Consider the following 12,310-nt stretch of genomic DNA (forward strand, 5'->3'; position numbering starts at 1 on the left):
GAATGCATCACATTGGTTTACGAGAGGCGTCTGCAATCGGCATTATTTTTATCATCACAAAAATATTTTTGCCTTTCCAAAGGTCTTTGGCAGAAGAAGGGGGCACCGCAGCTTGGATTATTCTTGTTATTGCGATGCTGTTCTGTCCGCTTACTTGGTGGGCGATTAGAGGGGTGATAAACAACGGTCCAGAAAATAGTACATTAATTACGGCTACGGAAGACATATTAGGCCCGATTTTGGGAAGTGCAGTTAATCTAATGTACTGCACTTTTTTCTATATGATTACATTCATCGTGCTTCGTGAATTTTCAGAGATCATATCCTCTGAAATTTTGCCTAGAACACCTCTTATGGCTATTCTACTTGCGCTTTTATTACCGATTGCCTTTATCGCACATACAGGAATCGAAGCCATTGGCCGAATCAGCTCCATAACTGTATTCCTCATTGTAGGAAGCGTTTATCTATTGCTAATTGGTGGTTTAATGACTCATATGGAGCCTAAAGCTTTATCACCCTTATGGGGAACTGGTCGTTCTCATGTCCTTTTTTTGGGTGTAATTAAAAGCTCTTTATTCTCCGAGCTGCTTGTACTCGGATTTCTTCTGCCAAGAATGCGACATCAGAAGGACTGGGGAAAAGTAGCTTGGTGGTGTATTATCGTTTCGTCTGTCCTGCTGCTCAGCACAACGATCTGTTATTTATTTATCTTTCCCTATCCAACAGCTTCGAGAATTAACGTACCATTGATGGAAATTAGCAAGCTGATTGTATATGGACGATGGCTGCAGCGCTTGGAAAGTTTGTTCCTCATTGTTTGGTTAATTAGCACAGTCGTTAAATTAGCAGTGGGCTTATATTGTACAGCTTCAGCGTTGTCTCAAATTTTTCACTTGCCAAGACATCGGCCGCTCGTTTTTCCACTGACGATAACGATATTCAGCTTTGCGATGCTGCCAGACAGTGAGATGACGGCCATCGCTTGGGATCGGGACATTCTTCGAACCTATGGTTCAATCATTTCGATTGGTTTGCCTATGCTGACATGGCTGGTAGGCATCATCCGTAAAGGGAGGAGACCAGCGTGAGACGCTCATTTCGGATTGTAAACACCATTGTGGTTACAGTAACGAGCCTGATTTTTTTATCGGGCTGTTGGGATCGGCTGGACCCGGAAAATATGGCTTTTGTCATCGCAATCGGTGTGGATGAAGGCCCACAAAATGATTTCTTATTTAGTTTTGCTATTGCTGTACCAAAGCTCAGTGATATGGGGCAAAGCTCAGGCGGAGGGGGAAATAAAGTTGTCATTGTACATACCGTTGAAGGCTCCAATATGGCTTCTGCACTCGCTCTTAGCCAAAGCTTTATTGCTCGCAGATTAACGCTAATTCACTCTAAAGCGCTCATTATAGGCGAAGGGCTGGCCAGAAAGGGCGTCATGCCGCTATTAAGCGAAGCGGTACGTAATCGGGAATTTCGGCGTACCGTTAATATGATTACAGCAAAAGGAAAAGCAAAGGACTACCTGCAATTTGTTCAACCAACAACTGAACAGGACGTAAGCTTCTGGTTTGAACTTGAATTAGATCCAAAAAATCAAGGCGGCACTATACCGAAGCAAGCGCGTTTTCATGAATTTATTATGGATGTTGAAAGCAAAGGCACAGGTGCAATATCTATATTATCAGCACCTAGGCCTGATGTTAAAAAGGGCAAAGCAAACATTTCTTCTGATGAGAAAGATCTGAATCCAGATGCCAAACAGCCTATTGTGAGTGATCAATATGCCGGGAAAATAAAACGTACAGGTGATGTCCCTGTAGAATTTTTCGGCAGCGCCATATACAAAAGCAGCTCTTTGGTTGGTTATCTGAATGGATCAGAGACACGAATACTAAATATGCTTCGCGGGGAATTGGAAGAAACGGTTTGGGATTTCAATGACCCTTCTGATAAAAAGCTTAATTTAAGCATGACGATGAATGCTGATAGACAAGCAAAGCTGAAAATAAAAAGAAAAGGTGATCAAGTTACCGCAATTTTCGATGTTAAATTGGAAGGAGAACTGATCAGCGTGCAAACCAAAGTGAATTACATTCAGGCGAATAATCGAGAAAAGTTGGAGAAGTCCATTCAAAAGCAATTGCATGAGGACGCCCTTAAATTGTTGAACAAGACCATTCATCAATGGAATGTCGATTGTTATCGTATTAACAATCGAGTGGTATCCACTTTTTCATCGGTGCAAGAGTGGGATGCTTTTAATTGGAGCAGCCATTTGAAGGAAATGAAGTATGAAGTTAATATTACATTTGTCATGCGGCGATATGGTGGTCAAGTAGGGCCTGCGATCGAAGGTGATCAGGTTTCATGAGCAAGCATGCTGTGATGTTTACTATTTTAGGTTTATTCTCCATCTGGGGCTGCGTATATGTGGGTAGCCTTGCTCCTTCGCTTTGGAAGCAGAAAAATTTTAGAGGGGCCATTGGTGTAAGTATATTAGCGGGCATCACGTTAGTTGTTCCTGTTTTAGTCAGAATAATCGGAGAGGAATAAAAAATAAGGCCTTTGCTAAATGCAGAGGCCTTATTTATATGGTTGCTGCTATATAAGCAAGCGGTCTCTTTATCCAGTTACAGCATCTACTCGTGCTTGATCAGCATTTATGCAGCGTTTGCATACCGTGATCGAGGAGCCGTTTTTTGTCGCTCGCGGATATAACAATTTGATTCTAGTACGATTGCAAGTAGGGCAGGTCCCTCTGCCGCGTGAGGGAAGGTTCCAAAGCGTCCGTCCTCTTTTTGATTTTGCCATCGATTATTCCTCCTTTCTGTTCAATGACTTGTCAAACAATTTGTTTCAATAACTGTATTTTAATTCCTTTTCAGGTCGGTTTGAAAGATAATAAATAACTATAATTAAACTGTTTCTTTTTTGTCGCCTATTTTCAAACTAGCAGCGAGCAAAATGAAGATGATGATCATTAGCATGGCTAGCGCCGGAGCAAAGTTATCAAATAGATCGGATGTGAAACCGATAAATAGAGGGCCAATGGATCCTAATAAGTAACCGCCAAATTGCATGACAGCTGATAATGATGTGGCTTCTTCCGCATTTTTAGCCTCTTGAATCGGAATAAGGATTGCTAGTGGAAACAGACCGCCAGCACCAATACCTAGAAAAACAGCAGCAAACCATGGAGAAAAATGCAAAAGCAAAAAAACAATTCCGATCAGTTCCGAAAGACCGCATACGAGCAGCCAAGTTTTTCTACGGCCTGTTTTACTTACAAGTATTGGAATGAAGAAGCTAATAGGAATTTGAATAACAGTAAATAATGTAAGGACAAGACCGGATTGCGAATGGCTTAAACCTAACGATTGAGCAATAGGAGCGAGCCAAGCAGTTATCGAATAAAAAATAGCGGCCATACAACCAAAAAACAAGGTAAACAACTGTACACGTTTATTTTTGACGAACAAGGATGAGATCGGAATAACGGTACTATTTGTTCCATTTTTCTTTAAAAGCGGGAGAAGCAATAGAGAAGCGGGCAGTGCTAGAATGCTCCAGAAGCTTAAAGAGTTCTGCCACGATTCATTTAGTTTATGGAATAAAGGCACAGAGAAGCTGGACGCAATCGCAGCCCCAATGACCATAGCTACAGAATATACGCCTGTTATACCCGGCTTATTTGGAAAGTGTTTTTTTATAAAGCCTGAAATTAATGGTCCTGCAATTCCAATTCCAATACCCGTGAATAGCGATGTAGTAATTAAGAAAAGACTGCCATTTGCGAATACACGAAGGGAAGTGGCTGTCAGGATCAAGAGCATAGCCGCAAGCAATGACTTTTCTATTCCTAAATGGGAATTCAGTTTTATCGCCAAAACAGCAAATATCCCCATACAAAGAACGGGCAGTGTCGTCATCAAACTTACGGTGACCCCGCTCATTCCTAAATTGGATTGAATAATATCAAATAATGGACCGACCGAAGTAATCGATGGTCTTAAATTCAAGGATACAAGAAATATAACTAAAATCAGATACATATAACGCATAGGAAACATCCCCTTCTTGGTTGTTGCACTCATTATAGTTTTGTATTTATAATAGTTCAATACTATATATTCTATAGAAACGATAGCATTAAACTATCATCGAAGAAGGGTTGTTACTATGGAGATTAGACAATTACAATACTTTCTTATGTTGTGCAATGAATTGCATTTCTCTGAAGCGGCATACAAATTAGGGATTTCACAACCGACGTTAAGTCAACAAATACGGGTGATGGAAGATGAGTTAGGCGTTCCTTTATTCGATCGGATTGGTAAAAAAACAGTTAAAACCGAGGCGGGAGAGCTTCTTGAAAGCTATGCTTTGAACATTGTTCAACAATTAGAAAACGCCAAAAAGGCGGTATCCGATCTTACCAATCTGGATGCTGGTCAATTGCGAGTAGCCGTGCTGCCATCGGATCTCGATTATCGTTTAACTTCCTTGCTCGTTGATTTCCACAGGGAACTGCCAAATACAAAAGTTCAAGTTATACCATCGATTGATATTTCAAATAAAGTGCTGAACAATGAGGTTGATCTTGGTGTTGGTCTAGCGATTCAGTCAGATCCAAGGTTGACTCGCATTCCTTTCTATACCGAATCGTACAGCCTATACGTAAATAAAGAACATCATTTAGCAGCGCAGGATATTATTTTGCCAGAACAATTAATAGAGATCCCTTTTGTAATGTTCCCCAAAGGTTTTTATGGACGTGATTTAATTGACACATGGTGCAAAGAGCAAGAAATATCTATCCGAACCATTATGGAGACAGGGTCTGTTACTTCTTTGTTTCAGCTCGTAATAGAAGGAATTGGAGCTACCATACAACCAAGCCAACTGATTGAAAGCTTCCACTCGATGAACATTTGTGCGATTCCGATTAAACGTTCACCGACGCGAGAGTTGGAAATTTTTTATCGCAATGATCGATATTTGAGTCGAGCGGCTAAAGTTTTTATGAAGAGGTTGGAACTGTTTTTTTGAGGATGTAGTTGCAATACCGTTTACTTTTATGTAAAAATCTAGATGGAAATATTGATTGATAGGCTGAGGGGAGAGGATCATTTGAAAGAGGAAACTGTAATAGAGCTGGTCGAAGTAGCGCCATTTAAGGCGCTGGCAGTGCGGACTGGCATGACGCCAGACAAGAGTGGTACAAGGCTGGCTTGGAGCAAGCTGACTGAACATGTGCCGCTGGGCGATGAACGGCTGACTTCAGTACAATCAGCGTATGTATTCATTCCGCAGCAGCAATGGGACAAGGAAGTGGATACACTTTGGGTCGGTCTTAAGGTTAGCGAGTTCGGCATCGTGCCCGAAGGCGTTGAAACGCTAGAAGTTAGCGGCGGACTGTGTGCTAGCGCTCGCGTATATGGCGATGAGACGAGCATGTGGGGTGTATACGAGAAGATGTTCTCCTGGCTAGAGCAGTCACCGGACTACGAGCTTGATAAACGTGCTGGTGTGCTTGGTATGGAGACGGTTCCACTCAAGCCAATCAATGCTTTGACCATTCCTTATTCCGACATCAAGACCTTTGATTTCACGATGCTCTATCCGGTTCAGAAGAAGCTGATCAAGTAACAGCTATTGCTTTATTTGATATCACCGCTGTCTCTAATAATTACATTAACGGTAAACTCTTGTTTTAACTTCGGAAACCATACTGTTTTCCAGTTTTCGCTTTGTTTCTCAGTCATCTTATTACGGTAATATTGACCCAGCCCCAAAATATCTGATTTATGAGCTTGAAGTCTGCTGAGTAGATTAGAGTATCTCTTAAGCATTAAAGCTTCCAGCTCTTTTTCAACCTCTGCATTGGTAGGGTTTCCCCTCTCCTCTTCAATAACGCCTATTAGTTTCATATGGCTCTTGATGTTTGGGATGGAACCAGACCAACTCGCTTCATTGTGAACACGAGCGCTATCGATCATAACGGTTGCATTATTCATGAGTTCAACCGTTCCTCCTGAATATTGACCTTGGTAAAGGTTGTAAATAAGAGTCTCTTCAATTGACATTTTCCCGACCATACGATCCCGGTTCATTATGGCCGAACCAAGGGACATAAAGGGCGTAGTAGCCCCTTTCGCAATAAGAGGGATTGCAGTATCCTCTGTTTGTACATACATTCCGCGGTAGGCTTCCCAAATGTGAATAATGGAAATATTCGGTGTCCAACCTGACTCCTTGCCAAAAAAATCATAAGCGGATAAACCGATATTCACCTTTTTATTATCGTGCATTAGCTGTGAGAAATCTCCAGATACAATAGCGACTAATGCTTTCGGTGAAATTTCTCTTGAACGGATAACAAATTCGATGGCGTCTTTAATGCTTTTTCTCGCCGTGTTTTCGCTAATAAGTAGCAGCTTTAAGTGTAATAAATCAACACTTTCCTCTGCATGGGTTCGGAGCATGTCAACAGCCTTGTCGATCGATTTGGCTTCTGCTTGCAGCGTTCTTGTTGAGTTGTTTTGTTGGTTCGGGATACGTAAAAAAACTTGAACATTGCCTTCTTTGCCTTCCGTTATTCCCATAATGACAGGCAGCATACGTTTATTAATGTCTTTATTATTCCAGCAGCCTCCTAATATGGCGAAGCTGCAGCATAATAATATGAACGCAATAAGAGGTTTATATCTCATGCCAGCTTCCTCCTTTTTACCATACCCATAATGAAAATAGCTAAAGGTAGCGCGAAAATACAGTAAAAGCGGAACCACGTATCCATATTGATGAGAACTTGAACAGAATTCCAAGTGGGAAGAAACCCTGCAAGCGCAACGACTGAAATAGCAAGAATGATCACGATGACGGGTAGAGAGGAAATTAAATAAAGCTTTTGAATTAGTTGGATCATCATCCAAAGTAAAAGAGCAGCATAAACAAAAACTGAAATGAGCGTACAGGTAATAAAAAATAAAGTCAGTCTATCAAACATAATCCAACTGATATCAATGGAATCCATGGATATGATGGTTGGGAATTGAAAGCGAGACGAGGTTTCGCGGCCGAATATAAAAAGCGGAATATAAACGAGAGCAATATAAAAAAATAGCAAACTCACATAAGTTAAAAAAATGGATTTGCTTTTTTTTAATATTGGATATTTATAGAGAGGGATAAAACCTAAGAACAAAAAACCAGAATGTGCAATAAAACTCGAGTAGAAATCAGCGCTGGCCATGAATGAGAAGGTTTTATCTAACAGCGGATAACCATTCTTTAAATCAAAATTGCCAAATGAAGTGAAAAACGAAAAAAGTGTCACAGGCATACAAATGATAAAAAGAATGAGAGTTGCTCTTATAATAGTCTGAATTCCTTTCCAAGCCGCATATAGAGGCACGAGTACCAATAATGCAAGTGACCATAGCGGGTATTCTGGAAGGAAGGTCACGGTCAGCATTTCGGAGTGAACCCGGAGAATGACACAAACATCGATAAAGAAGAACAGGAGCAACGGGGCAAGAATGATGCGTGCAGCCCATTTTCCTGTTATTTCATTAAAAATATCGGCAAGATCCATTTTTGGAAAACCAGCAAGACCTTTTAGATACAGCCACATTAAGATCCATTCCAACATATATCCGATTAAAATAGGCTCCCAATGACCGCTTTTTGTAGACGCGATCGTTTTTTCAGGGAAAATTAAAAGAATGGTAGCAAGATGAACTAAAAAAAATGTAGTTAATGGTGCGAATTTACTCATTAGAACCTCCAGATTTTATACTCGAGTTCACATACGGGTAGTGGAAAGTAGTCATACTTGATAAGTAAAAACATATCCAGACGACCCCGACGAGCGTGCCTAGCAGGCCATAAACCGCGCTGATTAACAAAACAACGTATTTTAGGATTCGAATCATATACGCATTTTGGTAGCTGACTAACGTGAAATTGGCTATTGTTGTCGCAGCTAAAATAATGATTAACAAGTTACTGACCAATTTTGCCTGAACAACAGCTTGGCCAAGTATAATTCCCCCTACCATCGTAGTGGTGGGTCCTATACTCTTTGGAAGCCTTATGCTCGCTTCGATAACCATCTCCAAAATACCAAGCATGAACAAAGCTTCGATGAGTGCGGGATAAGGTACACCTTCTCTGCTTAGTGCCACAGATAAAGCCAGCTGAATACGAAGAACCTCTGGATTGACCGCGACCAAGGCAACATAAAGACCTGGTGCTAGAAGGCTTACGAACAATCCGAGAATCCGTACCATGCGTATGGTAATCATATAAACGAATGGATAGTTGCGATCCCCTTGCATACTCCAAAGATCGGTCACAAAACCAGGCATAGCCATTGCAAAGGGGTGATGATCCAAAAAAATGATGATGCGGCCTTCCATTAAATGCCGAACGGACTCTGAAGGAAGCTCAGTTGAAAGGAATGGAGGGACAAGGCTGTACTTTGGCAGTCCTAGTATTTTTGATAAATCTTGAATGCTTTCAATTTCAGTGTCTTTATGTTTCTCCAAAAGAGAGTTGATATGGTTTACAAATTTTTTTTGAGACCTGCTTTTTATGTAAAACATGCTGATTTGGCGAGGATTAAACGAGCCTACTGAATAAGAACTGACAATTAAATGATTAGCTGTTATCTTGGATCGCAGCATCCCGATATTCGTATTGATATCTTCCGTAAACGCATCGAATGATGATAATAGTACACTTTCAGTTTGGGGGGGGCTGATCGCTCGGGAGATTTGCGGATGTAATAAATTAAGCATTAAAATGGTGGAACCGTCTTCAGAAAAGAGGCCAATTCTCCCTCGTAATAATGATTGTGCGATCTCATCTAGAGATTTCACATAAGCCCCTCCAAAAGTAGAAAAAATCTGATCGAAAACATCGATCGATTCATTGGAATAGGGCTCGAGCAGAAGTAAAGAATTTCTAGACTCATTAATGTTTACTAGAGATTCAAAATAGCAAAGTTGAATTTTTTTGTTATGAATGAGAAATTCCTCTTTGACGAAGTCTGAGCTCTCTTCGAAATATTGGTTTACTTGATCATATAAGTTCATGGATAATGGTTGATTCATGGTTTACCACCCCGTAGTTAAGGCCCTCCACAAAGCGGAGGGCCTTTGGCTGTTGTTTAGAAGTTGCGTTGACCTAATTGTTGTTCAGCAATTTGGACGAGCTTCTTCGTAATATATCCACCGATTGAGCCTGCATCACGAGTCGATAAGTTACCGTTATAACCATCTTGCGAGAATTGTACACCTAATTGCTGTGCTGCCTCTGTTTTCAATTGTGAAATGGCTTGTCTTGCTTGCGGTACGACTAAAGTATTCGAACTTCTTCTGCTCATGTTTTATCACTCCTTCATGGGATGTAAGGTTATTATGGTTTGTAAATTGTAAATGTATGCAAGTTTAAAAACAGATTTTTCGAAAAAATTACAATGCTCACAAAGATGAGTATAATGAGTATTGCATTGATGCGGAAAATGGCATTTCATACGCAAATAAAAAGCTTAGGAGTGATGGTTTGTGAAAGGTGAGAAAATATATCTGTCTCCATTAGAAATAAAGGATACCGAAGAGCTGCTTGCAATTAGACGAAGGAATTTTCTTTTTTTTCAGCCATTTGAGCCTATAAGGCCAGAGCATTATTTTACGATCGAAGAACAGAAAAAAATGATTGAATCAAGCCTGCAAGCTGCGGCTAATGATCAAGGTTTTGTGTTTGGCGTGTTTCTTAACGAGTCGAATAGGCTTGTAGGGAGAATCGAATTATCAGGCATAGCGCGAGGCCCTTTTCAAAATGCGTATCTGGGTTACTTCCTTGATCAAGAGCATAACGGCAAAGGTTATGCGACTGAAGCCGTATCATTATGTGTCAAATTTGCGTTTGATCAGATCGGCTTGCATCGTATTCAAGCAGGAGTGATGCCAAGAAACTTGCCATCGGTCCGAGTGCTTACGAAAGCTGGCTTTAGATACGAAGGACTTTCCACCAAATATTTGAAAATTAATGGCGTTTGGGAAGACCATGCGATCTATGCGATTATTACTGAGGATAGGGAAGCTGCTCAGTAGAAATTGATGCAGAAATTCAATTAATTCCAGAATATAAAGATAAAATGATCCGCTAAGCTGAACCTCATTTTTGGGAAATGTTTCAAATTCGCATAGGGTGTGTATTAGCCTAATAGAATGAATTTAAACAAACAAAGAATGGGGTAGTGATGTTCAATGAAAAAAATGTGTTCACTTATGCTAAGTTTGTTTCTGGTAGTCGTTGTTTTTGCAGGAACAAGTGGAGGAACCACCGCAGAAGCCGCAGTCAAAAAAGAGTATCTTGAAATTTCAAAAAACGTCGTCTATTACGGACAATTGAAAAACGGCAAACCGCATGGAAAGGGAACAATGTCCTGGTACCAAACAAAAACGTATTCAGGTGATTGGGTGGACGGCAAACGAAGCGGGCTTGGTAAATTTGTGAGCAGATCTACAAGCGAAGGCACAGAAATTACATACGATGGCGCTTGGAAAAACGATATTAAATCAGGCAATGGTTCATTGAATACGAAGACTATCCGCTCGGATGGCAGTGTACAATCTCATAAGATTCAATTCGGTCAGTTTACGAATGACAAATTCACAGCAGGATATTCCGTATTGCATGTGAAAGATGAGCCAGCATATAGCTTTAACTACAAAGATGCAACGATGAATCTTCAAGTGATCGGTACGAATGTGAAGATGAAGGAAGCATGGAAAAATGGTACTTTCTCAACCATTCAGTTTATGAAGGGTAAAGTGATGAAGCATTATGCTGTCGCATTTAACGAAAACCCTTCTTTGGTAAAACAGAACAAAGCGACACTTAAATATTTACAAGGCATTCAATCGCAAGTAAACACGCATTTGATTAAGTTTGAAAGCTTAGCTAAGCGGGTGCCTTTGGCTTAATGCATAATAGATTTTAAGCGGATGGCTCCTTATGTGAAGGGGCCATCCTTTTTTTAATCTTCCTTCACGTTTGTCAAGTACTACAGAAACATGGTACTAGGTGGATGGTGAGGTGTTGTGTATAGTTAATTTATCCATACAACGCGTGGAATAGGTACTTCAGGAGGGTGAATAGTTGCTGTGAATACAACATTAATAAGAAATGGTGAGCTGCAGTGGAAAGCATCCATCCTGAAGCAGCATGAAACATATGCCTATCAAGCGGCTTATTATTTGCTTGAAGATGAGTTCCTTGCAGCCAAAGCAGCGATGGATACACTTGCAGCATTGATTCGTGATGAAGCTTTTTTTGTTAAGGAAGCCGTGCTCCAGCAGAAGCAATTGAAACAATTGGTTATGAAAATATCGCTGGGCATTAAAGCTTCACACCTGCAAACTTCAATTTAACAAAATAACAATAAACCTCAAACTTATGCTTCACTCTCCTCGTTGCTTGTCCTAAATCAATTTTACTCCTAGTCCAATTTGGATTTTTTCTCATCCTGCCGCAAAGCCCATTTTCGTAAACAACACTGATATGATATAGTTTTTTATGTAAGATAAAGACAATTCATGCAGGAGGATGTGGCAGTATGATCATAGACTTGACGCATATGATTCATGACGGAATGCCGGTATTTCCGGGGCACACAGAGACGACTCTGGTGCAAAGCAGTCATTTTCAAAGTGATGGGTACAATAACCACCAATTATCGATTAATATGCATGCAGGTACTCATATCGACGGCCCGATGCACTTATTGGACATTCAGAAATATATGACAGAAACCTCAGTTGAGCAATTTGTTGGAGATGGCGTACTGCTGGATGTAACTGGGGCTGCAGTAGTCGATTACGAAGAAGAGTACGAAACACGTATTCATGAGGGACAGATCGTTATTTTACATACTGGGCACGGCGATTTTTATGGGAAACCTTATTATTTCAGCGATTATCCGGTGTTGACCGCCGATTTTGTTGATTTGCTTATTCGAAAAAAGGTGAAAATGATCGGTTTAGATACCCCTTCGCCTGATCGCTATCCGTTTTCCATTCATAAAAGCTTGTTTGGCAGCAATATTTTTATTATAGAAAATTTAGCGAATGTAAAGCGGCTGATTGGAATTCAAGCCTTTGAAGTTATAGCGCTGCCGCTCCTTATTCAAGCAGACTCATCCATTGCACGAGTGATCGCACGCGTAAAAGAATAACGATATAATGAGTCGTATAGCCAGCCCATGCTTTCAACTAAAACGAAGGAGGAT

The 12,310-nt window shown here is 40.6% G+C and carries 15 protein-coding genes; 9 read left to right on the forward strand and 6 right to left on the reverse strand.

The window, feature by feature from the left end; all coding sequences use genetic code 11:
• The first annotated feature begins 2 nt into the window (after window positions 1-2).
• From AC0VYE_RS13140 to AC0VYE_RS13150, 3 genes are read left to right on the forward strand one after another with little or no spacing between them, the layout of a single operon-like run.
• Window positions 3-1,091, forward strand: a complete 1,089-nt coding sequence (locus tag AC0VYE_RS13140) for a GerAB/ArcD/ProY family transporter (protein WP_475449562.1) — start codon at window positions 3-5, stop codon at window positions 1,089-1,091.
• Window positions 1,088-2,380, forward strand: a complete 1,293-nt coding sequence (locus AC0VYE_RS13145; RefSeq protein ID WP_475448491.1) for a Ger(x)C family spore germination protein — start codon at window positions 1,088-1,090, stop codon at window positions 2,378-2,380. The genes AC0VYE_RS13140 and AC0VYE_RS13145 overlap by 4 nt, the downstream gene beginning before the upstream one ends.
• On the forward strand, window positions 2,377-2,562 hold the full coding sequence (locus AC0VYE_RS13150) for a hypothetical protein (protein WP_076270132.1): 186 nt from the start codon (window positions 2,377-2,379) through the stop codon (window positions 2,560-2,562). Before AC0VYE_RS13145 ends, AC0VYE_RS13150 begins: the two co-directional genes overlap by 4 nt.
• A gap of 69 nt (window positions 2,563-2,631) precedes the next feature.
• Here the strand turns inward: AC0VYE_RS13150 and AC0VYE_RS13155 are convergent, their stop codons facing one another.
• Window positions 2,632-2,820, reverse strand: coding sequence for a hypothetical protein (locus AC0VYE_RS13155; RefSeq protein ID WP_076270131.1), 189 nt, complete (start codon window positions 2,818-2,820; stop codon window positions 2,632-2,634).
• 104 nt (window positions 2,821-2,924) lie between these two features.
• Window positions 2,925-4,070, reverse strand: coding sequence for an MFS transporter (locus tag AC0VYE_RS13160; protein ID WP_475448493.1), 1,146 nt, complete (start codon window positions 4,068-4,070; stop codon window positions 2,925-2,927).
• A gap of 118 nt (window positions 4,071-4,188) precedes the next feature.
• On the opposite strand from AC0VYE_RS13160, the gene AC0VYE_RS13165 reads away from it, so the two are divergent.
• Both AC0VYE_RS13165 and AC0VYE_RS13170 read left to right on the forward strand, forming a co-directional pair.
• On the forward strand, window positions 4,189-5,058 hold the full coding sequence (locus tag AC0VYE_RS13165; protein WP_475448495.1) for a LysR substrate-binding domain-containing protein: 870 nt from the start codon (window positions 4,189-4,191) through the stop codon (window positions 5,056-5,058).
• Window positions 5,059-5,139: 81 nt separating this feature from the next.
• Window positions 5,140-5,658, forward strand: a complete 519-nt coding sequence (locus AC0VYE_RS13170) for a GyrI-like domain-containing protein (RefSeq protein WP_475448497.1) — start codon at window positions 5,140-5,142, stop codon at window positions 5,656-5,658.
• Window positions 5,659-5,669: 11 nt separating this feature from the next.
• On the opposite strand, the gene AC0VYE_RS13175 is transcribed toward AC0VYE_RS13170, so the two are convergent.
• From AC0VYE_RS13175 to AC0VYE_RS13190, 4 genes are read right to left on the reverse strand one after another with little or no spacing between them, the layout of a single operon-like run.
• Window positions 5,670-6,722, reverse strand: coding sequence for a Ger(x)C family spore germination protein (locus AC0VYE_RS13175; protein ID WP_475448499.1), 1,053 nt, complete (start codon window positions 6,720-6,722; stop codon window positions 5,670-5,672).
• On the reverse strand, window positions 6,719-7,789 hold the full coding sequence (locus AC0VYE_RS13180; protein WP_475448501.1) for a GerAB/ArcD/ProY family transporter: 1,071 nt from the start codon (window positions 7,787-7,789) through the stop codon (window positions 6,719-6,721). Before AC0VYE_RS13180 ends, AC0VYE_RS13175 begins: the two co-directional genes overlap by 4 nt.
• On the reverse strand, window positions 7,782-9,128 hold the full coding sequence (locus tag AC0VYE_RS13185; protein WP_475448503.1) for a spore germination protein: 1,347 nt from the start codon (window positions 9,126-9,128) through the stop codon (window positions 7,782-7,784). Before AC0VYE_RS13185 ends, AC0VYE_RS13180 begins: the two co-directional genes overlap by 8 nt.
• Window positions 9,129-9,184: 56 nt before the next feature.
• On the reverse strand, window positions 9,185-9,400 hold the full coding sequence (locus tag AC0VYE_RS13190) for an alpha/beta-type small acid-soluble spore protein (protein ID WP_076270125.1): 216 nt from the start codon (window positions 9,398-9,400) through the stop codon (window positions 9,185-9,187).
• A gap of 181 nt (window positions 9,401-9,581) precedes the next feature.
• Here AC0VYE_RS13190 and AC0VYE_RS13195 point away from each other — a divergent pair, with 181 nt between their 5' ends.
• The 4 genes from AC0VYE_RS13195 to AC0VYE_RS13210 all read left to right on the forward strand — a co-directional run bounded on the left by AC0VYE_RS13195 (window position 9,582) and on the right by AC0VYE_RS13210 (window position 12,256).
• Window positions 9,582-10,130: a GNAT family N-acetyltransferase gene (locus tag AC0VYE_RS13195; RefSeq protein WP_475448505.1), complete on the forward strand. Its 549-nt coding sequence runs from the start codon at window positions 9,582-9,584 to the stop codon at window positions 10,128-10,130.
• 156 nt (window positions 10,131-10,286) lie between these two features.
• Window positions 10,287-11,006 (forward strand): MORN repeat-containing protein, encoded by a 720-nt coding sequence (locus AC0VYE_RS13200; protein WP_076270123.1) that lies wholly within the window; start codon window positions 10,287-10,289, stop codon window positions 11,004-11,006.
• Between the two features lie 180 nt (window positions 11,007-11,186).
• Window positions 11,187-11,453, forward strand: coding sequence for a hypothetical protein (locus AC0VYE_RS13205; protein WP_441882046.1), 267 nt, complete (start codon window positions 11,187-11,189; stop codon window positions 11,451-11,453).
• Window positions 11,454-11,638: 185 nt separating this feature from the next.
• Complete coding sequence (locus AC0VYE_RS13210) at window positions 11,639-12,256, forward strand: cyclase family protein (protein WP_475448507.1); 618 nt, start codon at window positions 11,639-11,641, stop codon at window positions 12,254-12,256.
• Window positions 12,257-12,310: the final 54 nt, after the last annotated feature.

This window comes from Pristimantibacillus sp. Z349TD_6 (assembly GCF_056173205.1).